21 protein-coding genes are annotated in these 23,886 nt (G+C 60.5%); 15 read left to right on the top strand and 6 right to left on the bottom strand.

The features are described from left to right. The first annotated feature begins 63 nt into the window (after positions 1-63). Complete coding sequence (locus N5D61_RS09080; RefSeq protein ID WP_108237415.1) at positions 64-2,541, top strand: penicillin-binding protein 1A; 2,478 nt, start codon at positions 64-66, stop codon at positions 2,539-2,541. Between the two features lie 129 nt (positions 2,542-2,670). Here N5D61_RS09080 and N5D61_RS09075 read toward each other — a convergent pair whose 3' ends face one another. The 3 genes from N5D61_RS09075 to rpmE form a co-directional block, all read right to left on the bottom strand. Then, positions 2,671-3,939 (bottom strand): malic enzyme-like NAD(P)-binding protein, encoded by a 1,269-nt coding sequence (locus tag N5D61_RS09075; RefSeq protein ID WP_279892190.1) that lies wholly within the window; start codon positions 3,937-3,939, stop codon positions 2,671-2,673. 186 nt (positions 3,940-4,125) lie between these two features. Continuing rightward, positions 4,126-4,944 carry a thermonuclease family protein gene (locus N5D61_RS09070; RefSeq protein ID WP_279892188.1) on the bottom strand — a complete coding sequence of 273 codons (819 nt, stop codon included), beginning with the start codon at positions 4,942-4,944 and terminating at the stop codon, positions 4,126-4,128. A 2-nt stretch (positions 4,945-4,946) separates the two neighbouring features. Continuing rightward, complete coding sequence (gene rpmE / locus N5D61_RS09065) at positions 4,947-5,168, bottom strand: 50S ribosomal protein L31 (RefSeq protein WP_108237418.1); 222 nt, start codon at positions 5,166-5,168, stop codon at positions 4,947-4,949. A 168-nt stretch (positions 5,169-5,336) separates the two neighbouring features. On the opposite strand from rpmE, the gene N5D61_RS09060 reads away from it, so the two are divergent. The 10 genes from N5D61_RS09060 to N5D61_RS09015 all read left to right on the top strand — a co-directional run bounded on the left by N5D61_RS09060 (position 5,337) and on the right by N5D61_RS09015 (position 18,385). Further along, positions 5,337-7,556, top strand: coding sequence for a primosomal protein N' (locus tag N5D61_RS09060; protein ID WP_279892185.1), 2,220 nt, complete (start codon positions 5,337-5,339; stop codon positions 7,554-7,556). A 286-nt stretch (positions 7,557-7,842) separates the two neighbouring features. Next, entirely contained in the window at positions 7,843-9,579 is a 1,737-nt protein-coding gene (gene argS, locus N5D61_RS09055) for an arginine--tRNA ligase (protein WP_108237421.1), read from the top strand. 1 nt (position 9,580) lies between these two features. After that, complete coding sequence (locus N5D61_RS09050) at positions 9,581-10,273, top strand: SPOR domain-containing protein (protein WP_108237422.1); 693 nt, start codon at positions 9,581-9,583, stop codon at positions 10,271-10,273. Positions 10,274-10,473: 200 nt separating this feature from the next. After that, complete coding sequence (gene hslV, locus N5D61_RS09045; RefSeq protein WP_037016051.1) at positions 10,474-11,004, top strand: ATP-dependent protease subunit HslV; 531 nt, start codon at positions 10,474-10,476, stop codon at positions 11,002-11,004. Between the two features lie 66 nt (positions 11,005-11,070). Further along, positions 11,071-12,408: an ATP-dependent protease ATPase subunit HslU gene (gene hslU, locus N5D61_RS09040; RefSeq protein WP_108237423.1), complete on the top strand. Its 1,338-nt coding sequence runs from the start codon at positions 11,071-11,073 to the stop codon at positions 12,406-12,408. Positions 12,409-12,510: 102 nt separating this feature from the next. After that, the gene (locus N5D61_RS09035; protein WP_108237424.1) at positions 12,511-12,888 is read left to right on the top strand and encodes a DUF971 domain-containing protein; all 378 of its coding nucleotides are present in this window, start codon (positions 12,511-12,513) and stop codon (positions 12,886-12,888) included. Between the two features lie 340 nt (positions 12,889-13,228). Beyond that, positions 13,229-14,908: a class II poly(R)-hydroxyalkanoic acid synthase gene (phaC, locus tag N5D61_RS09030; RefSeq protein WP_279892179.1), complete on the top strand. Its 1,680-nt coding sequence runs from the start codon at positions 13,229-13,231 to the stop codon at positions 14,906-14,908. Between the two features lie 107 nt (positions 14,909-15,015). Continuing rightward, positions 15,016-15,870: a poly(3-hydroxyalkanoate) depolymerase gene (phaZ, locus tag N5D61_RS09025; RefSeq protein WP_108237426.1), complete on the top strand. Its 855-nt coding sequence runs from the start codon at positions 15,016-15,018 to the stop codon at positions 15,868-15,870. A gap of 160 nt (positions 15,871-16,030) precedes the next feature. Beyond that, the gene (phaC, locus tag N5D61_RS09020) at positions 16,031-17,713 is read left to right on the top strand and encodes a class II poly(R)-hydroxyalkanoic acid synthase (RefSeq protein ID WP_279892178.1); all 1,683 of its coding nucleotides are present in this window, start codon (positions 16,031-16,033) and stop codon (positions 17,711-17,713) included. Between the two features lie 57 nt (positions 17,714-17,770). Further along, positions 17,771-18,385, top strand: a complete 615-nt coding sequence (locus N5D61_RS09015; RefSeq protein WP_108237427.1) for a TetR/AcrR family transcriptional regulator — start codon at positions 17,771-17,773, stop codon at positions 18,383-18,385. Positions 18,386-18,493: 108 nt separating this feature from the next. Here the strand turns inward: N5D61_RS09015 and N5D61_RS09010 are convergent, their stop codons facing one another. From N5D61_RS09010 to N5D61_RS09000, 3 genes are all read right to left on the bottom strand, one after another. Next, a complete protein-coding gene (locus N5D61_RS09010; RefSeq protein WP_279892176.1) occupies positions 18,494-19,345 on the bottom strand; it encodes a phasin family protein in 852 nt (283 codons plus the stop codon). A gap of 10 nt (positions 19,346-19,355) precedes the next feature. Continuing rightward, on the bottom strand, positions 19,356-19,793 hold the full coding sequence (locus tag N5D61_RS09005) for a phasin family protein (protein WP_279892174.1): 438 nt from the start codon (positions 19,791-19,793) through the stop codon (positions 19,356-19,358). A gap of 214 nt (positions 19,794-20,007) precedes the next feature. Beyond that, positions 20,008-20,286, bottom strand: a complete 279-nt coding sequence (locus N5D61_RS09000) for a polyhydroxyalkanoic acid system family protein (RefSeq protein WP_108237430.1) — start codon at positions 20,284-20,286, stop codon at positions 20,008-20,010. A 140-nt stretch (positions 20,287-20,426) separates the two neighbouring features. On the opposite strand from N5D61_RS09000, the gene ubiE reads away from it, so the two are divergent. Genes ubiE through hisI form a run of 4 tightly spaced genes read left to right on the top strand, consistent with a single transcriptional unit; the run spans position 20,427 to position 23,885 of the window. Then, positions 20,427-21,197, top strand: a complete 771-nt coding sequence (gene ubiE, locus N5D61_RS08995; protein ID WP_108237431.1) for a bifunctional demethylmenaquinone methyltransferase/2-methoxy-6-polyprenyl-1,4-benzoquinol methylase UbiE — start codon at positions 20,427-20,429, stop codon at positions 21,195-21,197. Next, a complete protein-coding gene (locus N5D61_RS08990; RefSeq protein WP_279892172.1) occupies positions 21,197-21,820 on the top strand; it encodes an SCP2 sterol-binding domain-containing protein in 624 nt (207 codons plus the stop codon). Before ubiE ends, N5D61_RS08990 begins: the two co-directional genes overlap by 1 nt. Then, complete coding sequence (gene ubiB, locus N5D61_RS08985) at positions 21,817-23,436, top strand: ubiquinone biosynthesis regulatory protein kinase UbiB (RefSeq protein WP_108237433.1); 1,620 nt, start codon at positions 21,817-21,819, stop codon at positions 23,434-23,436. The genes N5D61_RS08990 and ubiB overlap by 4 nt, the downstream gene beginning before the upstream one ends. Positions 23,437-23,492: 56 nt before the next feature. Continuing rightward, on the top strand, positions 23,493-23,885 hold the full coding sequence (hisI, locus tag N5D61_RS08980) for a phosphoribosyl-AMP cyclohydrolase (protein ID WP_108237434.1): 393 nt from the start codon (positions 23,493-23,495) through the stop codon (positions 23,883-23,885). Position 23,886: the final 1 nt, after the last annotated feature.

Here is a 23,886-nt window from a genome sequence, read left to right as displayed (position 1 = left end):
AAGGCGTGTTCATTTGTTAATGCCTGCGCTTAACCCATTCTTTTTTCTGGAAATCCAAAAGCCTTGATACGCCTGCTGAAGTTTTTCTGGTGGTCCATCGTCGCAATCGTCTGCGGTCTGCTGCTCGGTCTGAGCGGCGCGTTTCTCTATCTGTCGCCCAATCTGCCTTCGGTCGATGCACTGCGCAACATTCAGTTGCAGATCCCGCTGCGCGTCTTCAGCAGCGACGGCAAGCTGATCGCCGAATTCGGCGAAATGCGCCGTTCTCCCATACGTTTCGCCGACATTCCGCCCAATTTCATCAGTGCCTTGTTGTCTGCCGAAGATGACAACTTCGCCAACCATTATGGGGTCGACCCCGGCAGTCTGATGCGCGCCGCCAGTCAGTTGATCAAGAGCGGCCACATTCAGTCAGGCGGCTCGACCATCACCATGCAGGTCGCCAAGAACTACTTCTTGACCAGCGAACGCAGCTTTTCACGGAAAACCACCGAGATTCTCCTGGCCTTGCAAATCGAGCGCCAACTCACGAAAGACGAGATTCTCGAGCTCTACGTCAACAAGATCTACCTGGGTAACCGGGCCTATGGCATCGAGGCCGCAGCCCAGGTGTACTACGGCAAATCGATTCGTGACCTGAGCGTTGCCCAGATGGCAATGATCGCCGGCCTGCCGAAAGCGCCGTCACGATTCAACCCACTCGCCAACCCCGTCCGCGCCAAAGAGCGTCGCGACTGGATCCTCGGGCGCATGTTCAAACTGGGCAAGATCGACCAGAACACTTACCAGACCGCACTCGCCGAGCCAATCAACGCCAGCTATCACGTTCAGAGCCCTGAAGTGAACGCGCCCTACATTGCCGAAATGGCGCGTGCCGAGATGGTCGGCCGCTACGGCAGCGAAGCCTACACAGAAGGCTTCCGCGTCACCACTACCGTTCCCAGCGATCTTCAGGAAGACGCCAACCGGGCAGTCACCGACGGCCTGGTCGAGTATGACCAGCGCCATGGCTATCGCGGACCGGAAAGCCGTTTCCCCGGTTTGACCCATGACGCCTGGGCGCAGGAACTGACCAAGCAGCGTCCGATCAGCGGTCTTGAGCCAGCCATCGTCACCCAGGTGGACAAGACCGGCATCCGTGTCCTGACCCGCAATGGCGAAAAAGAAGAAGCGGTGTCGTGGGACACCATGAAATGGGCAAAGGCGTTCCTGAACACCAACAGTGTCGGCCCGAATCCCAAGCAGCCTTCGGATGTCGCTCATGTAGGCGATCTGGTGCGCGTGCAGCGCCAACCAGACAACACGCTGAAATTCAGCCAGATCCCGCAAGCACAGAGCGCGCTGGTCTCGCTTGACCCACACAACGGCGCGATTCGCGCCCTGGTCGGAGGCTTCGCCTTCGAGCAAAGCAATTACAACCGAGCCATGCAGGCCAAGCGTCAGCCAGGATCCAGCTTCAAACCTTTCCTGTATTCGGCAGCCCTGGATAACGGCTACACCGCCGCCAGCCTGGTGAACGATGCGCCTATCGTGTTCGTCGATGAAGCGGTGGACAAGGTCTGGCGTCCGAAGAACGACACCGGCACCTTCCTGGGCCCTATTCGCCTGCGTGAGGCCCTGTACAAATCACGCAACCTTGTGTCGATTCGCCTGCTGCAAAGCCTCGGCGTCAACACGGCGATCAACTACATCACCCGCTTCGGCTTCAACAAACAGGACCTCCCTCCTAACCTCTCACTGGCATTGGGCACGGCGACGCTGACGCCGATGGAGATCGTCAGCGGCTGGAGCACCTTCGCTAACGGCGGCTATAAAGTCAGCCCCTACCTGATCGACAAAGTCGAAGATCGAGAAGGCAAGACCTTGTTCGTGGCGAACCCCGCGACCGTTCCGGCCAACGACCCGAACCCTAAAGCGGTCAATGAAGCGCTGGTCAGCGATGCAACCACCTACGCAGCGCCCGAGACACCGGCCCTGACCGCCAACACCGCGCCCAACGCCCTCGATACCAACGGCGCGCCACCGGCACCGGCGGTCGCGCCACGGATCGTCGATGGACGCACCACCTACATCCTCAACAGCATGCTGCAAGACGTGATCAAGCGCGGCACGGGCCGACGTGCGCTGGCGATGAATCGCCCGGACATCGCGGGCAAGACCGGTACGACCAACGACTCGAAAGACGCCTGGTTCTCCGGGTACAACGGCGACTACGTGACCACCGTCTGGACCGGCTTCGACCAGCCTGAAAGCCTGGGCCGTCACGAATTTGGTGGCACGGTCGCGCTGCCCATCTGGATGAAGTACATGAGCGCCGCGCTGAAGGACAAGCCGCCGCACCAACAGGCCGAGCCGGATGGCATCCTGAGCCTGCGGATCGATCCAATCAGCGGCCGCTCCGCCACGCCGAGCACGGCAGGCGCATTCTTCGAGCTGTTCAAGAGCGAAGACACACCGCCAAGCGTCAACGAGCTGAACGGCAGCCCCGCACCGGGCAGCCCGCTGCCTGCGGATGAGTCGGCGCCAATCGATCTGTTCTAAAGCAACTGCAAGCCGCAAGTGAGAGCCGCGCCGCGTACGCTTTCACTTGCAGCTTGAGAGATACAACTTAAAGCTGCCCCATAAAAAAACCGGCCATCAAGCCGGTTTTTTTACGGGTGACAACTGCTATTACCCCTTGAAGACATCATCCACGCTTTTCAGCGGGTAGTGCTTGGGATAAGGCTGGGTCGCTACACCGCTTTCGATCGCCGCCTTGGCCACGGCGTCGGACACCACGGTCAACAGGCGCACATCCAGAGGTTTCGGGATGATGTACTCACGACCGAATTCCAGCTTGATGCCGCCGTAGGCATCGCTGACTTCCTGAGGCACCGGCAGCTTGGCCAGTTCACGTAGGGCATTGGCTGCGGCGATTTTCATTTCTTCATTGATGCGCTTGGCACGAACGTCCAGCGCACCGCGGAAGATGAACGGAAAGCCCAGCACGTTGTTGACCTGGTTCGGGTAGTCCGAACGCCCAGTGGCCATGATCACGTCACTACGGGTCGCGTGCGCCAGTTCTGGAGAGATTTCCGGATCAGGGTTCGAGCAGGCGAACACGATCGGATTGGCAGCCATGGACTTCAGGCCTTCGGCGCTCAGCAGGTTAGGCCCGGACAGACCGACGAACACGTCAGCGCCGTCCAGTGCGTCCGCCAAGGTACGCTTGTCGGTCGAGTGAGCGAATTGCGCCTTGTATTGGTTCAGGTCAGAGCGGTCTGAATGGACCACGCCGTTTCGGTCGATCATGAAGATGTTTTCAATCTTCGCACCCATGCTGACCAGCAACTTCATGCAAGAAATCGCAGCAGCGCCGGCGCCCAGGCAGACGATTTTCGCTTGTTCCAGGGTTTTGCCGGCGATTTCCAAGGCGTTGATCATGCCTGCCGCGGTAACGATTGCGGTGCCGTGCTGGTCATCGTGAAAAACCGGGATGTCGCACTGTTCGATCAGCGCCTTTTCGATCTCGAAGCATTCCGGTGCCTTGATGTCTTCGAGGTTGATGCCGCCGAACGTAATGGAAATACGCTTGACCGTATCGATGAAGGCTTGTGGGCTTTCCGAATCGACTTCAATGTCGAACACATCGATACCGGCGAAACGTTTGAACAGAACGCCTTTGCCTTCCATGACCGGCTTGGAGGCCAGCGGGCCAAGATTGCCCAGGCCGAGGATCGCGGTGCCATCGGAAATGACAGCCACCAGATTGCCTTTGCCCGTGTATTTATAAGCCAGTTCCGGATCGCGACCGATTTCACGCACCGGCTCCGCGACGCCAGGGCTGTACGCCAGCGACAGATCGCGGGCAGTGGCAGTGGCTTTGGTGAGTTCGACGCTCAGTTTCCCGGGGCGAGGGTTGGCGTGATATTCGAGCGCGGCAGTTTTCAGATCTGACATGGGGGCATTCCGCTTTTTTGCTGTTGGACAGACGGACCGACGAGCATACGCAAGTCAGAAAGTCCTAACAAGACTGGCGGGTCACCCGTGTCAAGGGGTCGCATCTACGACTTTTAGCGTAGAACCGCGGAATGCAAGGCGTTGAACGCATACATCCCACAGCTAAAATTGTTCACAATTTTATAATTACTTTGTATTCAGCATTGCTGGGGATGTGATGGGCATCATCCAGCGAGGCTGTCCTGGCTTGAGCCCACCTCGGCGCGCCCGGTCAACGACCCAGCCTCGGGCCTCAAGCTGTCGCCCTTTCAGACGCAGCAGCGCTGCGCCGTCGAATTGCTCCAGGAGGTTTGGCGCAACCCGCAGCACCAGCCGGTCCGCAAATTCGATCCAGATGCCCCCGCCGTTGCGCTGAACGTCCGTGACACGACCGGAGACCACCGCAAAACCGCCGCTGCTTATCTGATCGGGAGACTGCACCGGAGAATTGCGCCACAACCCTAACCCGGCTTGGCGCGCCGCATTTTCAGCTGCCTGCTGGCAGTCGACGAGCGCGAGGTTGGGTGCCACCGCCACCAGGTAACCCAAACCTTCCGAGAGCAGTTGGGCCTCAAGGTTGGCGCCGTTGCGGCCATAGACATTGGCCAAGGTGCGCCCATAGTGATCAGTGGCCTGCTCACCGATCCGCAAGCTAACCTGCCCGTCGCTGTCGTCGACCAAGGTTTGCAGACGGCGTTTCGCCGCCTCGGCGAAAGGTTGCGCAGACTGACCCTTTTTGCCGGTTTCCGGCGCGTTCAGGCCGATCATCCGCACGCTGCGCCCATCGGTGAGGCGCAAGGTGTCGCCATCGACCACCCGCTGGACCTGTGCCGTGGGCAATGAGGCAGGCGCAGGACACAGCGCCTGAGCCGTGGAAATCCAAATCGCAGGCATAAAAAAGGCGCCCGCGAGGGACGCCTTTTTGAACAGCCTGGAGTAGCTCGAAGAGCGATCCAGAATCGCCATTCTTACTTCGCTTTAGGAGCGCCGAACGCACCGAAACGCGATTTGAAGCGGTCAACACGACCACCTGCGTCCAGCGTTTTTTGCTTACCGGTGTAGAACGGGTGGCACTCGTTGCACACGTCCAGGCTCAGTGGTTTGGCCAGGGTGGAACGGGTTTTGATGACGTTGCCACAGCTGCAGGTTGCGTCAACGGCTTCGTAAACTGGATGGATATCAGCTTTCATGGATATTTCCTCAGGTCTAGCGTGCCGCCATCCAACACCATTGTTGAATACCGCACGGAATCAGGCCGCGCATATTAACAGACAACACAAACCACGCAAGAGAACGTTTACACCGGCCGTCTGCTAACATCGCGCCCTGGTCATACTCCGTAACAGGAAATCCCCCGCGTGTCCGACGCCATTCTGCGCCTTGCCCTGCCTTCGCCGCTGCGCCGCCTGTTCGACTACCGCGCCCCTGCCGACGTTGCGCACGACAACCTGCAGCCAGGCATGCGCTTGCGCGTCCCCTTTGGCCGCAGGGAAATGATTGGCGTGCTGGTCGAAGTCAGCGATCACACTGAAGTGCCCAGAGACAAACTCAAACCTGCCATTGCGCTGCTGGATGCAGAGTCGCCGCTTCCCCCCGCGCTGTTCAAGCTGTGCCTATGGACCGCGCAGTACTATCAGCACAGCCTGGGCGACACGTTGAGCTGGGCGCTGCCCGTGTTGTTGCGTCAAGGTGAACCGGCCGAAGCGCGGCAGGAGCGCTTCTGGCAGATCGCCCCTGGGGCCAGCGTCGAAGATCCGCGCATCGCGCGCGCGCCCAAGCAGAAGGAGGCGCTGCGGACCCTGGCGCAACACCCTCACGGCGTGGCGCATCAATTGTTGAGTAAGCTCAACCTGAACCGCGATAGCCTGAACCTCCTGTTGGCCAAGGCCCTGGTGACTGTCGATGTACGTGGCCACGCCCCCGCCGAACGTCATGAACACTGGCTGGCCCAGCCGGAACTGCCCCTCAACACCGAGCAACGTGCCGCATACGAAGCCATACGCTCCGGTTTCGGCAGTTTCCACGCTTCGCTGCTGGCTGGCGTGACCGGCAGCGGCAAGACTGAAGTTTATCTGCAACTGATCCGCGAAACGCTGGAGGCCGGCAAACAGGCCCTGGTCCTGATCCCTGAAATCAATCTGGGGCCCCAGACACTGGCCCGCTTCGAACAGCGTTTCAACGCCCGCATCGCGCTGCTGCATTCGGCGGTCAACGACCGTGATCGGCTGGACGCCTGGCTGGCCGCGCGCGATGGCGAAGCCGACATCATCATCGGCACCCGATCAGCGCTGTTCACGCCCATGAAGCACCCCGGCCTGATCATCATCGATGAAGAACACGACGGCTCCTATAAACAGCAGGAAGGCCTGCGCTACCACGCCCGGGATCTGGCGCTGGTACGCGCGCGGCAGGAAGACATCCCGATTGTGCTGGGTTCCGCTACACCTTCCCTGGAAAGCCTGCACAACGCATACACCGGTCGGTACGCTCTCCTACGCCTGAATCAACGTGCGGGCGGCGCCCAACAGCCACGCTTCCTGCGGTTGGATGTCAAAAGCCGGCCACTGGACAGCGGCATTTCCGGGCCCATGCAGCAGGCTATCGGCCAGACACTGGCCGCCGGGCAGCAAGTGCTGGTCTTCCTCAACCGCCGCGGCTTCGCTCCGACCCTGCTTTGCCACGACTGCGGCTGGCTGTCCGAATGCAGCCGTTGCGATGCGCGCATGACCGTGCACCAGCGTTACGGTGAGCTGCGCTGCCATCATTGCGGCAACGTCGAGCGCGTCCCTCGTCATTGCCCAACCTGCGGCAAAGTCGACCTTCGCCCTGTGGGGGCTGGCACTGAGCGCGCAGAGGAGCGTCTGGCGATTCTCTTTCCGGACTACCCCGTCTTGCGCGTCGACCGTGACAGCACTTCGCGCAAGGACGCCATGAATCACCTGTTCGCCACGATCCAGAAGGGCCATCCGTGCATTCTGGTGGGCACGCAAATGCTCGCCAAAGGTCACCACTTTCCCCGTGTCACGCTGGTTTCGATCCTCGATGCCGATGGCGGGCTGTTTTCCGGCGACTTTCGCGCCAGCGAGCGAATGGCTCAATTGATCGTTCAGGTCGCAGGCCGTGCCGGCCGTGCGGATGAACCCGGCAAAGTGATCATTCAAACCCATCTGGCCGAACATCCGTTGCTCATCCAATTGACTGAGCAGGGCTATTTCGCCTTTGCCGAACAGGCGCTGAGCGAACGCCGCGCCGCCGGGCTGCCACCGTTTTCGCATTTGGCGTTACTGCGCGCCGAGGCACACAAGCCAGGCCAGGCAGAGGGCTTTCTCGATGAAGCTTGTGCGAATGCGGAGCAACTGCTTAAGGACATGTCGCTGGGCGGCATCGAACTGCTGGGGCCGGTTCCCGCCCCGATGGAACGTCGCGCGGGACGTTACCGCGCTCAGCTACTGGTGCAAGCCAATGCCCGAGCCCCGCTGCACAAGCTGCTGACGAGTTGGTTGCTGACACTGGAAAGCCTGCCCAGCGGGCGCGCGGTCCGCTGGTCGCTGGACGTCGACCCAGTGGACCTCTATTAGCGAGCGACAAGCCAGTGTAGGAGCGTGGCTTGTCCCGCGATCGGCTGCGCAGCAGTCGTAAAACCTCTATGCACATTATGTCTGACGCACCGCATTCGCCGAATTTACGGCTGCTATGCAGCCGATCACGGGACAAGCCACGTTCCCACAGAGATCGGTGTCTACTGTGAAGATTCACAGCCGCGCATCCAACGCGGTTGGCAAGGTGGCTCCGGCAACGGATAATGCCCAGTTTTTCCACCCGCGCATCGAAGCGCTGCCGCGCTTGCGGTCGAAAGAGAGCACCATGAAAGACACCATTCGCCAGCTGATCCAACAAGCTCTGAGCCAACTCGTCACCGAAGGCGTCTTGCCGGAAGGGCTGACACCGGCGATTCAGGTGGAAAACGCCAAAGACAAGAAAAACGGCGACTTCGCCAGCAACATCGCCATGATGCTGGCCAAGCCTGCGGGCCTGAAGCCGCGCGACCTGGCCGAGAAAATCGTTGCCGCGCTGCCGGCCGATGACCAGATCAGCAAAGTGGATATCGCCGGGCCGGGCTTTCTCAACTTCTTTCAGAACACCCAGGCACTGGCCGCTCGCCTGGACACCGCACTGGCCGACCCGACCCTGTCGGTGCGCAAGAACGGCCCGACCGAACGCGTAGTGGTCGACCTGTCCGCCCCGAATCTGGCCAAGGAAATGCACGTCGGCCACCTGCGCTCGACCATCATCGGTGATGCCGTGGCCAGCGTCCTCGAATTCCTGGGCGACACCGTCATCCGCCAGAACCACGTGGGCGACTGGGGCACGCAGTTCGGCATGCTGCTGGCCTATCTGCAGGAGACCCCTGCCACCAGTGACGAGCTGTCGGACCTGGAAAACTTCTACCGCGCCGCCAAACGCCGCTTCGATGAATCCGAAGCGTTCGCAGAGCGCGCCCGTGCTTTGGTGGTCAAGCTGCAGGCGGGCGATCCCGAGTGCCTGAGCCTGTGGACTCGCTTCAAGGACATTTCCCTCTCCCACTGCCAGGAAGTGTATGAGCGCCTGAACGTCAAACTGACGCCGAAAGACGTCATGGGCGAAAGCGCCTACAACAACGACCTGGCCAATGTCGTGGCCGATCTGAAGAGCGCCGGGCTGCTGGTCGAAAGCAACGGCGCGCAGTGCGTGTTTCTCGATGAATTCAAGAATGCGGAAGGCGATCCGCTGCCGGTGATCGTGCAGAAGGCCGATGGCGGCTATCTGTATGCCACCACCGACCTGGCAGCCGTGCGCTACCGCAGCAACGTACTCAAGGCCGATCGCGTGCTGTATTTCGTGGACCAGCGCCAAGCCCTGCATTTCAATCAAGTGTTCGCCGTGGCGTTGCGCGCCGGTTTCGTGACCAACGGCATGCACATGGAACACATGGGGTTCGGCACCATGAACGGCGCGGATGGGCGCCCGTTCAAGACCCGTGATGGCGGCACCGTGAAGTTGGTGGACCTGCTGGACGAAGCGGAGGAGCGCGCCTACGCGCTGGTCAAGGAAAAAAACCCTGACGTCGCTGAAGATGAGTTGCGCACCATCGCCAGGGCGGTGGGCATCAGCGCGGTCAAATACGCCGACCTGTCCAAGCACCGTGCCAGCGACTACAGCTTCAATTTCGACCAGATGCTGAGCTTCGAAGGCAATACCGCGCCGTATCTCTTGTATGCCTACACCCGCGTGGTCGGCGTATTCCGCAAACTGGGCGAACCGTTTGACGAAAGCAAGGGTCGTATCGTCCTGGAAGCTCCACAGGAGCAGGATCTGGCGGCGCGGCTGGCGCAGTTCGGCGAAACCCTGAACAACGTCGCAGAGAAAGGCACGCCCCACGTACTGTGCGCTTACCTTTACGATCTGGCCGGTCTGTTCTCCAGCTTCTACGAGAATTGCCCGATCCTGAACGCGGAAAACCCCGAGCAACAGCAAAGCCGTCTGCGCCTCGCGCACCTGACCGGTCGCACCCTCAAGCAAGGCCTGCAACTGCTGGGTCTGGAAACTCTGGAGCGTATGTAACTTGGCAGTCAAAAAGAAACCTGCTCCCAAGCGTGGCGCCAGCCGTTACGAAGCGCCCGCAAAGAAGCCGATTCCGGGATGGGTGTGGCTGGCGATCGGCCTGTCGGTCGGCGCCTTCATCGTTTTCCTGATGAAACTCGAACCCGGTGGTGGCGATGACATCAAGCGTTCCAAGGCCGAGGCCAAGGCAGCGAAGATCGCCGAAGCGAACAAGACGCCGCCGAGCCCCACGGCACCTGTGAAGCCCAAATACGACTTCTATACGTTGTTGCCGGAATCGGAAGTGATCGTGCCGAACGAGGCCGTGCCAGAGAAGACACCGCCTTCCGTTGCGACGCCGACCACGCCCGTCACACCCGAGCAGGCGGCGAAGATCGACACGGCGCGCGCCCAGGCAGCCCTCAGTGGCTTGACGCCTCCGCCAGCACCGCCGGTCGCCAAACCTGCAGCGGTCACGACATTTGTCCTGCAGGCGGGCTCGTTCCGTAAACAGGCCGATGCCGAAAAAGTGCGCGCGCAGATCATCCTGCTGGGGCAGGCGGCGACGGTTGAATCGGGGACCGTCAAAGACGAAACCTGGTACCGCGTAATGGTGGGGCCATTCAGCAATCGTGAACAACTGACCACGGCGCAGAAGCAACTGGCGAGCGGCGGGTTCAGCAACCTGCTGCTGCAGCAACGCCAGGCCCGATAATGAGGCGCGACGCGTCATAGCGTCGCGAACGCCTCGTTCAAGCCCATGCCCGTGCGGCAAAATCTGGCGCAATCCCCTGTGCCGTACCTGCCGGATGGGCTCGACCCGGCCATTTCTGCCCGACGGTTGAAATACCCGACCTCACCCCCATATGAGTTTCCATCAGGCCATTTTCGGCCCGCAGCGTGGAGACTCTCCCCTTGACCACCATCGTTTCAGTCCGCCGCCAAGGCAAAGTCGTCATGGCGGGTGACGGCCAGGTTTCTCTGGGCAATACCGTCATGAAAGGCAACGCCAAGAAAGTCCGTCGCCTCTATCACGGCCAGGTCATCGCCGGTTTCGCAGGCGCCACCGCTGACGCCTTCACCCTGTTCGAGCGTTTCGAAGCCCAGTTGGAAAAACACCAGGGCCACCTCGTCCGCGCGGCCGTCGAACTGGCCAAGGATTGGCGCACCGACCGCTCCCTGAGCCGCCTGGAAGCGATGCTCGCGGTAGCCAACAAGGACGCATCGCTGATCATCACCGGCAACGGTGACGTCGTCGAGCCCGAGGACGGCCTCATCGCCATGGGCTCCGGCGGTGCGTTCGCGCAGGCTGCAGCGCGTGCCCTGCTGCTGAAAACCGAATTGTCAGCGCGTGAAATCGCCGAAACCGCGTTGCACATCGCCGGTGATATCTGCGTGTTCACCAACCACAACATCACCATTGAGGAGCAGGACCTCGCCGAATGATCCCGGGCTGTGCCGCAAGTCATCGCGGCCGCCGGACCGATCCATTCAAGAGGACCGTTGAAACCCATGTCCATGACTCCCCGTGAAATCGTCCACGAACTCAATCGCCATATCATCGGCCAGGACGATGCCAAGCGCGCCGTCGCCATTGCGCTGCGCAACCGCTGGCGTCGGATGCAACTGCCTGAAGAGCTGCGCGTTGAAGTCACACCGAAAAACATTCTGATGATCGGCCCCACCGGCGTCGGCAAAACGGAGATTGCCCGCCGTCTGGCCAAGCTCGCCAACGCGCCCTTCCTTAAAGTGGAAGCCACCAAGTTCACTGAGGTGGGTTACGTTGGCCGCGACGTCGAGTCCATCATCCGTGACCTGGCTGACGCGGCGATGAAACTGCTGCGCGAACAGGAAATGACCAAGGTCCGCCATCGCGCCGAAGATGCTGCCGAAGAGCGGATTCTCGACGCGCTGCTGCCACCGGCACGCACCGGTTTCAGCGAAGAGGCGTCACCGAGCAGTGATTCCAATACCCGCCAGCTGTTCCGCAAACGGCTGCGTGAAGGCCAGTTGGACGACAAGGAAATCGAGATCGAAGTCGCTGAAATGTCCGGGGTCGATATCTCTGCGCCGCCCGGCATGGAAGAGATGACCAACCAGCTGCAAAGCCTGTTCGCGAACATGGGCAAGGGCAAGAAGAAAAGCCGCAAGCTGAAGGTCAAGGAAGCGCTCAAGATGGTCCGCGACGAAGAAGCGAGCCGTCTGGTCAATGACGAAGAACTCAAAGGCAAAGCGCTGGAGGCCGTCGAACAGCACGGCATCGTATTCATCGATGAAATCGACAAAGTCGCCAAACGCGGCAACGTCGGCGGCGCTGACGTCTCCCGTGAAGGTGTGCAGCGCGACTTGCTGCCGCTGATCGAGGGTTGCACGGTCAACACCAAGCTGGGCATGGTCAAGACAGACCACATTCTGTTCATCGCCTCAGGCGCTTTCCACCTCAGCAAGCCCAGCGATCTGGTGCCCGAGCTGCAAGGCCGTCTGCCGATCCGCGTGGAATTGAAAGCCCTGAGCCCGCAAGATTTCGAGCGCATCCTGAGCGAACCCCATGCCTCGCTGACCGAGCAGTACCGCGAGCTGCTGAAAACCGAAGGCCTGAACATCGAGTTCCAACCTGACGGCATCAAGCGCCTGGCCGAAATTGCCTGGCAGGTGAACGAGAAAACCGAAAACATCGGCGCCCGTCGCCTGCATACGCTGCTAGAGCGGCTGCTGGAAGAAGTGTCGTTCAGCGCCGGCGACCTCGGCAGTGCCCAAGACACCGCGACCATCAAAATCGACGCCGACTACGTCAACAGCCATCTTGGCGAATTGGCGGAAGACGAAGATTTGTCGCGTTATATTCTTTAAAAGCAGCGGCTAGCTATAAGCTTCAAGTCACCAGCAGATATCATTGCGATCCGATATCTGCTTCTACTTGAAGCTTGCCGCTTATAGCTTGAGGCTGCCCCCATGTCCCGACTCCCCACCGCCATCCAGCTTCACAAAGCCTCGAAGGTCCTCACGCTCAAATACGGCCCAGAGGAGGAGTACCATCTGCCCGCGGAATTTCTCCGGGTGCATTCACCCTCCGCCGAGGTACAGGGTCACGGCAAGCCGATTCTGCAATTCGGCAAACAGGGTGTCGGGCTGGTGCAAATAGAACCGGCTGGTCAGTACGCACTAAAACTGACCTTCGACGATGGCCATGACAGCGGGTTGTTCACTTGGGAGTACCTGGAGCAACTGGCCTTGCGCCAGACATCATTGTGGGAGGATTACTTGGCCGAACTCAAGGCCGCCGGCAAATCCCGCGACCCTTCCGAGCAAGTCATTCGCCTGATGCTCTAGCCACCGCTCTGGAACGCCACTCGACGTTTTAGGACGCACTTTCTAATCCGATCTGCTTCAATGTTCCGCGCAGCGGCCAATGACTGGCGCTGCTTGCGATTTTTATAAATCTCGCGTAACCAATGGTTCTGGCAAGTTCTCTGCATCGGTGTCGTTGCAGAAGCGTGTCGGTGTGTTCGCAGCAGTCCCAGGTAGCGCCATCCAACATCCGGCGCCTTGCAGGAACGTGCACATCCTAGGTGTTAATCATCGGTCACCCGAGAGCAGTACTGGCGTTTGCCTGTGTCGCTTATCTCCACAGGGCTGCCAGTGCTCGTCTCAGGACAATGGAGCGTCGTAGATGAGTAACAAGAGTAATGATGACCTGCCGCGTCAAGCCTCTGAACACACCCTGGGTCTGAACCCCGTCGTCGGTCTGAGGCGCAAGGATCTGCTTACCACGGCACGCATGGTGTTGACCCAAGCCATCCGGCAACCTTTCCACAGCGCCAAGCATGTGGCCCATTTCGGGCTGGAATTGAAAAACGTCATCCTCGGCCGCTCCGCCCTGACACCCGACAGCGACGACCGCCGCTTCGCCGACCCGGCCTGGAGTCAGAACCCGCTGTACCGCCGCTATCTGCAGACCTACCTGGCCTGGCGCAAGGAACTGCATGACTGGATCGAAGACAGCAGCCTCTCCGAGCAGGACACCAGCCGTGGCCACTTCATCATCAACCTTCTGACTGAAGCCATGTCGCCCACCAACGGCGCGGCCAATCCAGCGGCGATCAAGCGCTTCTTCGAGACGGGCGGCAAAAGCATACTCGACGGCCTCTCGCACTTGGCCAAGGACCTGGTGAACAACGGCGGCATGCCGAGCCAGGTCAACATGGACGCTTTCGAGGTCGGCAAGAATCTAGGCACCACCGAAGGTGCCGTGGTCTTCCGCAACGACCTGCTGGAGTTGATCCAGTACAAGCCGATTACCGAGCAGGTTCACGAACGGCCACTGTTGGTGGTGCCCCCCCAGATCAACAAGTTCTACGTATTCGACCTCACCCAGGACAAGAGCCTGGCGCGCTTCTGCCTGCGCAACAACGTGCAGACCTTCATCATCAGCTGGCGCAACCCGACCAAAGCGCAGCGGGAATGGGGGTTGTCGACCTATATCGATGCGGTAAAAGAAGCTGTCGATGTGGTCTGCAAGATCACCGGCAGCAAAGATGTGAACATGCTGGGCGCCTGCTCGGGCGGCATTACCTGCACGGCGCTGCTGGGGCATTACGCCGCGCTGGGGGAACAGAAAGTCAACGCACTGACGCTGCTGGTGAGCGTCCTCGACACCACGCTCGACACCCAGGTGGCGCTGTTCGTCGACGAGCAGACCCTCGAATCCGCCAAGCGCCACTCCTACCAGGCAGGGGTGCTGGAAGGCAAAGACATGGCCAAGGTCTTCGCCTGGATGCGCCCCAATGATCTGATCTGGAATTATTGGGTGAACAATTACCTGCTGGGCAACGAGCCGCCGGTGTTCGACATCCTGTTCTGGAACAACGACACCACGCGTCTGCCCGCCGCGTTCCATGGCGACCTGATCGAAATGTTCAAGACCAACCCGCTGGTGCGCCCTAATGCGCTTGAAGTCTGCGGGACGCCCATCGATCTGAAACAGGTCAAAAGTGACATCTTCTGTCTGGCAGGCACCAACGACCACATCACGCCTTGGGTCTCGTGCTACAAATCGGCACGGCTGTTCGGGGGAAAAACCGAATTCGTCTTGTCCAACAGCGGCCACATTCAAAGCATCCTGAACCCGCCAGGCAATCCGAAGGCGCGCTACATGACCAACCCGGACCTGCCGGAAGAGGCGAGCCGCTGGCAGGAAGATGCGAGCAAGCACACCGATTCCTGGTGGCTGCATTGGCAGGCCTGGCAAGCGGAACGGTCAGGCAAGCTTAAAAAATCCCCCGCTACACTGGGTAACAAAGCGTATCCAGCGGGCGAGGCTTCGCCGGGGACCTATGTGCATGAGCGTTAATCGTTCGTGATGGGATGAAACACGTGTGAGGGCGTGCTCGCTCTCACGGGAAGGTCGCGCTCTGCCCGGACAGCAGTCATCGGCGTTCAACCAACAGGGCTTCGCGCATGCCGCAACCGTTCGTATTCCGCACCATCGATCTGGATGGCCACAACATCCGCACCGCGGTGCGTCCCGGCAAGGAGCATCTGACGCCGTTGCTGATCTTCAACGGCATCGGGGCCAACCTTGAGCTGGTGTTTCCGTTTGTCGACGCGCTGGATCCGGACCTGGAAATCATCGCCTTCGATGTGCCCGGTGTGGGCGGCTCGTCGACGCCAAGCCGGCCCTACCGCTTCCCCGGCCTGGCAAAACTCGCAGCACGCATGCTCGATTATCTGGACTACGGCCAGGTCAATGCCATCGGGGTTTCATGGGGCGGTGCGCTGGCGCAGCAGTTCGCCCACGACTACCCCGAGCGCTGCAAGAAGCTTGTATTGGCGGCGACGGCAGCGGGCGCATTCATGGTGCCGGGCAAGCCGAAAGTCCTGTGGATGATGGCCAGTCCAAGGCGCTACATTCAGCCCTCCCATGTCATTCGCATCGCGCCGGACATCTACGGCGGCGCGTTCAGACGCGACCCCCACCTGGCCGCCAACCATGCCGCCAAGGTCCGCTCTTCCGGCAAGCTCGGCTATTACTGGCAGTTGTTCGCGGGGGTAGGCTGGACCAGCATCCACTGGCTGCACAAAATCCGTCAGCCCACGCTGGTGCTGGCCGGGGACGACGACCCCTTGATTCCTTTGATCAATATGCGACTACTGGCCTGGCGCATACCCAATGCCCAGCTACACATAATCGACGATGGGCATTTGTTTTTAATCACTCGCGCCGAAGCTGTCGCGCCCATCATCATGAAATTTCTCCAGCAAGAACGGCAGCGCGCCGTCATGCATCCCAAGCCCGCACCCGTGGTGCGCTAAACCGAGGATGGCACTGGAACCGGCAGGAGTCCGCTCAACGAAAACCGCTGTATCGACTGTGTCATGGGGCGGGATTGCCCCGACGCAGAACGGCGCGCTAGCGCTTTGAGCCCTGCGCGCAGGTGCTTTGCCTGATGGCCTGACGAAGGAGTGTTGACCCATGCGAGAAAAACCGGCGAAGACCAGCTACCCGGTGCCCGCCACCTACATCAATGCGCAGAGCGCGATCACGGGCTTGCGCGGCAGAAACCTGTTTTCCACCCTGCGCAACGTGGCACTGCAGGGGCTCAAGCATCCGGCTTACACCGCTCGGCATGCGCTGGCACTGGGTAGCCAGTTGGGCAAAGTCATGCTCGGCGACACGCCTCACCAACCGCACCCGCAGGACACGCGCTTCAGCGATCCCACTTGGACGCACAACCCCCTTTACCGCCGCGGCCTGCAGGCCTACCTGAGTTGTCAGCACCAAGTGCGTGAATGGATTGCCCACAGTGGCCTGTCCGAAGACGACCGCTCCCGCGCGCAGTTCATTTTCGCGCTGCTGAACGATGCGTTGTCGCCCACCAATACGTTGATCAACCCGCTGGCAGTCAAGGAGCTGTTCAATACGGGCGGCACCAGTGTGCTCAAAGGCATGAGCCACATGCTGGACGACTTCATGCACAACAACGGCCTGCCCAGCCAGACCACCAAGGATGCCTTCGAGATTGGCCGCACGCTCGCCATGACCCCCGGCACGGTGGTGTTCCGCAACGAATTGCTGGAGCTGATCCAGTATTCGCCCATGAGCGAGAAGCAATACGCGCGACCGCTCTTGATCGTGCCGCCGCAGATCAACAAGTTCTACATATTCGACCTCAGCCCCAGTAACAGCTTCGTTCAGTACACGCTGAAGAACGGCCTGCAGACCTTCATCATCAGTTGGCGCAACCCCGACGTACGCCATCGGGAATGGGGCTTGTCGAGCTATGTGCAAGCAGTCGAAGAGGCCATGAACGTTTGCCGCGCCATTACGGGCGCACGCGAGGTCAACCTCATGGGGGCGTGTGCCGGTGGCCTGACGATTGCCGCCTTGCAGGGCCACCTGCAGGCCAAGCGGCAGATGCGCCGAGTGGCCAGCGCAACCTACCTCGTCAGCTTGCTCGACAGCCAGATCGAAAGCCCCGCAACGCTGTTCATCGATGAGCAGACGCTGGAAGCGGCCAAGCGACGCTCCTACCAGAAAGGCGTGCTCGATGGCCGGGACATGGCCAGGGTTTTCGCGTGGATGCGGCCTAACGACCTGATCTGGACTTACTGGGTCAACAACTACCTGCTCGGAAAGGCGCCCCCGCCCTTCGACATCCTCTACTGGAATAACGACACCACCCGTCTGCCGGCGGCCCTGCACGGTGATCTACTGGACTTCTTCAAACACAACCCGCTCACCCATCCGGGGGGACTGGAAGTGTGCGGTACCCCCATCGACCTGCAAAAGGTCACCGTGGACAGCTTCAGCGTGGCCGGTATCAACGACCACATCACGCCGTGGGACGTGGTGTACCGCTCGACCTTGCTGCTGGGCGGCGAACGACGCTTTCTGCTATCCAACAGCGGGCATGTGCAAAGCATCCTCAACCCGCCCGGCAATCCGAAAGCCAACTTCGTCGAGAACGGCAAGCTGAGCGGCGACCCGCGAGCCTGGTACTACGATGCGCACCGCACGGACGGAAGCTGGTGGCCGACGTGGCTGAAATGGATTCAGGAGCGCTCGGGCGCGCAGAAAGAAACCCTGGCGGCATTGGGCAACCAGAATTATCCACCCATGGAAGCAGCGCCGGGGACCTATGTGCGTGTCCGTTGAGCAGCTGCCGCTGGGCGCCCGCATCACTCCAAACCGCTGCATGATCAAGAAGACCGGATGAAGACCCGCGACCGCATACTCGAATGTGCCCTGGTGTTGTTCAATCGCCAGGGCGAGCCGAACGTCTCGACGCTGGAAATCGCCAATGAGCTGGAAATCAGCCCCGGCAACCTCTATTACCATTTTCATGGCAAGGAGCCGATGGTGATGGAGCTGTTTGGGCGTTTCCAGGCCGAGCTGGCGCCCCTGCTGAACCCTCCCGCCGATGCGCGACTGGAGGCAGAGGATTATTGGCTGTTCCTGCACCTGATCGTCGAGCGCCTGTCCCACTACCGGTTTCTCTTTCAGGACCTGTCGAACCTGGCCAGCCGTCTGCCCAGGCTTGGGCGGGGCATCCGCGGCCTGCTCGACGCCATCAAGCGCACCCTTGCCTCGCTGCTCGCCCGTCTGAAAGCCGAGGGCCAAGTCACGAGCGACACCCAGGCATTGGGGCAACTGGTCGAACAGATCACCATGACCCTGCTGTTTTCGCTGGATTACCAGCGCATCCTGGACCGCGAAGGCGAAACCCGTGTGGTGGTTTACCAGATCATGATGCTCGTGGCGCCCCACCTAAAACCCGCATCGCGGCACGCGGCCGAAAAGCTCGCGCTGCATTATCTGGGGGACTGACATCGGCTTTCGATTCTGCGTGCCGTCCGCGCGGGACGCGCAATGAGTGTGATGAAAAAAACCCGACCTGCCTGCACAGTTCGGGTTTTTCGTCGGGCCAGCCGAGAATCAGGACTGGCTGGCGGAGGTCGATGAGGCAGCAGGAGTCGACGGCGCTGCCGGGGTAGACGGCGCTGCGCTCGGCGTTGAAGCTGATGTCGCTGCTGCGGTCGGTTTGGCGGCTGCAGCCTTCGGCGTTGCAGGTTTTTTGGCAGCGGCAGGCTTTTTCGCGGCAGCGGGTTTGGCCGCCGCAGGTTTCGCCGCCGGCTTGGTGGCTGGCTTTGCCGCTACGGTTTTGGCTTTAGCCGCCGTGGATGCCGCTGCCCTGGACGCCGCCGCGACAGGCTTGGCAGCCGTCTTGGCAACGGCAGGCTTGGCGGCTGCGGTTTTGCTGGCTGCGGTGCTTGCAGCCTTGGTGACCGTTTTGGCCGCCGCCTTGGTCAGAGGCTTGGCTGTGGCTTTCGTCGCTGGTTTAGCAGTCGGTTTGGCGGCCGCCGTTTTCGAGACCGGCGTGACTGAAGCACCGGTCAGCTTTTCAATTTGTTTGGTCAGCAGGTCCACCTTGTCATGCAAGGCCTTGACCTCGTTGCGGCTTGGCACCCCGAGGCGAGAAATCGCGCTGTTCAGACGCTTGTCGAACGCCCCTTCCAGTTCGCCCCATTTGCCCAACGCCAGATCCTTCACGTCTCCGACGCGGGATTTGGTGGACGCTTTGGCGGTATCGACGGTTTTGCCAACGGACGCCTTGGTTTCCTTTTCCGCCTTCTCGCCGTCCTTCACCAGGGATTCGAAAAGCTTACTGCCGTCATTGCTGATCTTCGAGTAAGCGCCTAAACCAGCCAGCCAGATTTGGCGGGAGTACTTCTCCACTTCGCCAATCCAGGAGCTGCCTTCTTTTTCGGTTTTCTTTTTGCCAGCCATCCCGCTCTCCTTATTGTTTACGCGCGACACGTTCGAGCAATGCCGTCAGCTCATCGAGCTTAGCAGAGAGTGTCTCAACATCATGTTTAGACGGAATGCCGATGCGATTCAAGGCACTGGCCACCCGGCGGTCGAACACGTTTTCGATCTTGTCGAGCTGCATTTCGACCCGGCCTTTGGCTTTGGTGACTTCACCTTTGACATCGCCTTTCACCGATTCGAGTTCGCTGTTGGCTGCCTCTACTTTTTCGTCAATGGCTCTCCTGGCCTTCTTCTCGGTTTGCTCGCCCGTCTTGATCAGTTCCTTGACATAGTCGGCGCCTTCCTGCCCGGCCTTGACGTAGGCGCCCAGGCCGGCGAGCCAGATTTTGCGGGCATACGACCGCACTTCGGAAAAAGCCTTGGTTTCTTGAGCTTGTATTTTCTTCTTCAAGGTCACTTTGGCCATGCTGCACCTCACGCTCGAAAGGGATAGGAGGAATTGCCCCGAAAATAGAGGGCATGGGCACAACGTAGAGAGAAAAATTAGAAAGCTCACCCTAGGTTGGGTGGCGAGATGAGGATCGCTGCAGGAGCGCGCTTGCCCGCGAAACAACCACCGCAGCGTATCAAGCAGCCCGGTTTGTTCATCGCGGGCAAGCGCGCTCCTACGAAAGAATGGGTTACGCGTGCAGGGCCTTGTCTAACTGGCGTTCGACTTCGGACTGGATGGTGCTGCTCATGGCGGACAGGAAGAAATTCAGCTCGATCTCGACTCGAACCAATGCCTCTTCGACCTGCACCGTTCCCTTGGCCCCTTTGCCTTCCAGGGACACTGTGTCGTCCTCCCAACTGTGCTCGATGCCATATTTGTCGCCCAGCTTTTGCGCCAGCAACTCGGCTTTCTCACGCGCCTTTTCCTTACCCAGCGCGTGTGGGCGTTCTACGGTGATGCGGGCCATGAGCGGGCTCCTTCAACGGGTAAATCGTCGGGCCACTATACCAGCGGCAACCGCTGAAGAAACTGTTCGCGGTGAGCCTTGTCAAGACAAAGCCAGCCCCGACGATTAGAATGGCCGCACTTAATTCTGGTGACAGCGATATGAACGATCCGCGCAAAGGCAGCGATGCCGAACCCACCACCCACTTCGGCTACAAAACCGTAGCGCAAAGCCAGAAGGCCGAGAAGGTCGCTGAGGTGTTTCACTCCGTCGCCGCCAAGTACGACTTGATGAACGACGTGTTGTCCGGGGGCATGCATCGCCTCTGGAAGCGCTTCACCATCGAGCTGTCCGGCGTGCGTGTCGGCAATCGTGTCCTCGACATCGCGGGCGGCACCGGCGACCTGGCGAAGAAGTTCTCCCATCTGGTCGGGCCGACCGGTGAAGTGGTGCTTGCCGACATCAACGAGTCGATGCTCAAGGTCGGTCGTGACCGCCTGCTCGATCGCGGGGTGGCAGGCAATATCAGGTTCGTTCAGGCCGACGCGGAAAAACTGCCGTTCCCGGATAACTACTTCGACTGCGTAACCATCGCCTTCGGCCTGCGCAACGTCACGCGCAAGGAAGACGCTATACGCTCTATGCTGCGCGTGCTCAAGCCCGGTGGCCGCTTGCTGGTGCTGGAATTCTCCAAACCCACCAACAAGGTCATGTCCAAGGTCTACGACGCCTACTCGTTCGCCTTCATGCCGCTGGCGGGCAAGCTGATCACCAACGATTCCGACAGTTATCGCTACCTGGCTGAATCGATCCGTATGCACCCCGATCAGGAAACCCTGAAGTCGATGATGGTAGATGCCGGTTTCGACCGCGTCACTTACCACAACATGACCTCCGGCATCGTTGCACTGCACCGCGGTATCAAACCCTGATGCTGATCAGCGGCTTGCTCGCCACCGCCGAGCACGGCATCAACAGGGTGCTGCGGATGGACAGCACGGCCTTGCCACGCCTTGCTCGGCTCAACGGCAAGGTGATTGCAGTCGAATGCACGCGCCCGGCATTTAACCTGTACATCTTGCCCAGCGACGAGGGCCTGATGCTGGCCAGTCGTTGGGAGGCCAGCCCAGACGTCACCCTGCGTGCACCCGCTGCAAGCCTGACGCGCCTGGCGCTGAGCAGGGACAAGAATGCGGTGCTGCACGGCCCCGAGGTCGAACTGGAAGGCGAAAGCGCGGTGCTGTTGGAGTGTGTGGGTGTTCTGCAGGATCTGGACCTGGACTGGGAGTACGAGCTGCAACGCTGGCTCGGCCCGGTCGCCACGTCTTTGATTGGCGGCCACCTGCGCAGCAACGCGCGTTGGACGCGCGACAGCGTTGCCAGCCTCAGCCACAATCTGGCGGAGTATCTGGCCGAAGAATCCCGAACCCTGGTCGGCAAACGCGAGGCCGAAGCCCGCTTCGCCGAGCTGGATCAGACCAAACAAGACCTGGATCGTCTCGAAGCCCGCTTCGAGCGTCTGGCCCAATCCCTCAAGTCCAGCGATAACGCATGAGCCTGCTTGCCGTCCGCCGCCTGTTTCGCATCCAGCGTGTCGTAATCCGTTACCGCCTCGATGACCTGCTGTTCGCCCTGCCCCTGCCATGGTGGCTGCTCGCTGTGCGCTTTGTGCTGCCGTGGCGCTGGATTCCGCGACGCAAGAACGAGTTGAGCCGAGGGGCTCGGCTGCGGCTGGCATTGCAGGACCTGGGCCCGATTTTCATCAAGTTCGGTCAACTTCTCTCGACCCGGCGTGACCTGCTACCCGAAGACATCGCCGACGAGCTGATGCTGCTGCAAGACCGCGTCCCACCGTTCGAATCGGACAAGGCCATCGCCCTGATCGAGTCGCAGTTGGGTGCAAGGATCAACGATGTGTTCAGCCGCTTCGACGTCGAACCGCTGGCCTCGGCCTCGGTGGCACAGGTCCACGCGGCGCGCTTGAAGTCCGGCGAAGAAGTCGTGGTAAAGGTCGTGCGTCCTGGTCTCAAGCCAGTCATCGGTTCGGATCTGGCCTGGCTCTTCGTACTGGCACGAATCGCCGAGCGCCTCTCCGCCGACGCGCGCCTGCTGCATCCGGTGGACGTGGTCGCCGATTACGAGAAGACCATCTACGACGAACTCGACCTCTTGCGCGAGGCCGCCAACTCCAGTCAGTTGCGGCGCAATTTCGAAGGCTCGACCATGCTCTACGTGCCTCAGGTCTACTGGGACTGGTGCCGGCCGAAAGTTCTGGTGATGGAGCGCATCTACGGTGTGCAGGTGACCGATCTGGCGACCCTGGCCGATCAGCGCACGGACATGAAAAAGCTCGCCGAGCGCGGCGTGGAGCTGTTTTTCACTCAGGTGTTCCGCGACAGCTTTTTTCACGCCGACATGCACCCGGGCAACATCTTCGTCAGCACCGTAGCGCCTTGGGACCCGCAATACATCGCCATCGATTGCGGCATCGTCGGCAGCCTGACCCCCGAGGACCAGGACTATCTGGCGCGCAACCTGTTCGCCTTCTTCAAGCGTGATTACCGCCGCGTGGCGCAGTTGCACATCGACTCGGGCTGGGTACCCGCCGAAACCAAACTCAACGAATTCGAAGCCGCGATCCGGACCGTCTGCGAACCGATTTTCGAGAAACCGCTCAAGGACATTTCCTTTGGCCAGGTACTGATGCGCCTGTTCCAGACGGCGCGTCGCTTCAATATGGAAGTGCAGCCGCAGTTGGTGCTGCTGCAGAAGACCCTGCTCAACATCGAGGGCCTGGGCCGTCAGTTGTATCCGGAGCTGGACCTGTGGACCACCGCGCAGCCCTTTCTGGAGCGGTGGATGCGTGAACGGGTCAGTCCCAAAACGCTGATCGGCAACCTGCAGTCTCAGGTCGAGCAGATTCCCCACCTTGCCAACATGACCCGCGACCTCCTCGAGCGTTTGTCACAACCGCATGCGTCCGATCCACAGCCGCCCTATTCACACAAAGGCGATCATTGGGCACTGCGCCTAATCGGTGCCGGGTTGCTGGCAGGCGGCGTGGTCTTGGCCACCGCCCACACGCAAACCGGCGACACGCTGATAGCCATCAGCGCGTGGCCGGCACTCTTGATGCTGGTGGCAGGGCTCTATCTGGTCGTGCGCCGATAGCCATCGGCGCAACCCACTGGCACACTACCCTCTTTGCAGAGCGGCCGGAGCCGACGATGAAAGACTGGCTGGACGAGGTTAAATGGGACAACGACGGCCTGGTGCCTGCCATCGCGCAGGACTACAAGACGGGCCGCGTCCTGATGATGGCCTGGATGAACCGCGAAGCCTTGAGCCTGACCGCTCAGGAGAACCGTGCCATCTATTGGTCGCGTTCCCGTGGTAAGTTGTGGCGCAAAGGCGAAGAATCGGGTCATGTCCAGAAGCTGCATGAGCTGCGCCTGGATTGCGATGCGGACGTGGTCGTCATGATGGTCGAGCAAGTCGGCGGCATCGCCTGCCACACGGGCCGCGAAAGCTGCTTCTACCGCGTATACGAGGACGCCAGCTGGAAAACCGTGGACCCGGTGCTCAAAGACCCGGACGCCATCTATCACGCAGGACACTGAA

The sequence above is a fragment of the Pseudomonas sp. GD03842 genome (assembly GCF_029841165.1).
In the GTDB taxonomy this organism is placed as follows: Bacteria; Pseudomonadota; Gammaproteobacteria; order Pseudomonadales; family Pseudomonadaceae; genus Aquipseudomonas.
Note: the sequence above shows the minus strand (reverse complement) of the source record. Positions and strands in the feature narration are given on the sequence as shown.

Bases quoted from the DNA above. Each gene is read 5' to 3' on its own strand.
- N5D61_RS09035 (WP_108237424.1), top strand. From the start codon at position 12,511: ATGTCCCGACTCCCCACCGCCATCCAGCTTCACAAAGCCTCGAAGGTC.
- N5D61_RS09075 (WP_279892190.1), bottom strand. From the start codon at position 3,939: ATGTCAGATCTGAAAACTGCCGCGCTCGAATATCACGCCAACCCTCGC.
- argS (WP_108237421.1), top strand. From the start codon at position 7,843: ATGAAAGACACCATTCGCCAGCTGATCCAACAAGCTCTGAGCCAACTC.
- ubiE (WP_108237431.1), top strand. From the start codon at position 20,427: ATGAACGATCCGCGCAAAGGCAGCGATGCCGAACCCACCACCCACTTC.
- phaC (WP_279892179.1), top strand. From the start codon at position 13,229: ATGAGTAACAAGAGTAATGATGACCTGCCGCGTCAAGCCTCTGAACAC.
- N5D61_RS09015 (WP_108237427.1), top strand. From the start codon at position 17,771: ATGAAGACCCGCGACCGCATACTCGAATGTGCCCTGGTGTTGTTCAAT.
- phaC (WP_279892178.1), top strand. From the start codon at position 16,031: ATGCGAGAAAAACCGGCGAAGACCAGCTACCCGGTGCCCGCCACCTAC.
- N5D61_RS08990 (WP_279892172.1), top strand. From the start codon at position 21,197: ATGCTGATCAGCGGCTTGCTCGCCACCGCCGAGCACGGCATCAACAGG.
- hisI (WP_108237434.1), top strand. From the start codon at position 23,493: ATGAAAGACTGGCTGGACGAGGTTAAATGGGACAACGACGGCCTGGTG.
- ubiB (WP_108237433.1), top strand. From the start codon at position 21,817: ATGAGCCTGCTTGCCGTCCGCCGCCTGTTTCGCATCCAGCGTGTCGTA.
- hslU (WP_108237423.1), top strand. From the start codon at position 11,071: ATGTCCATGACTCCCCGTGAAATCGTCCACGAACTCAATCGCCATATC.
- phaZ (WP_108237426.1), top strand. From the start codon at position 15,016: ATGCCGCAACCGTTCGTATTCCGCACCATCGATCTGGATGGCCACAAC.
- N5D61_RS09000 (WP_108237430.1), bottom strand. From the start codon at position 20,286: ATGGCCCGCATCACCGTAGAACGCCCACACGCGCTGGGTAAGGAAAAG.
- N5D61_RS09070 (WP_279892188.1), bottom strand. From the start codon at position 4,944: ATGGCGATTCTGGATCGCTCTTCGAGCTACTCCAGGCTGTTCAAAAAG.
- N5D61_RS09010 (WP_279892176.1), bottom strand. From the start codon at position 19,345: ATGGCTGGCAAAAAGAAAACCGAAAAAGAAGGCAGCTCCTGGATTGGC.
- rpmE (WP_108237418.1), bottom strand. From the start codon at position 5,168: ATGAAAGCTGATATCCATCCAGTTTACGAAGCCGTTGACGCAACCTGC.
- N5D61_RS09005 (WP_279892174.1), bottom strand. From the start codon at position 19,793: ATGGCCAAAGTGACCTTGAAGAAGAAAATACAAGCTCAAGAAACCAAG.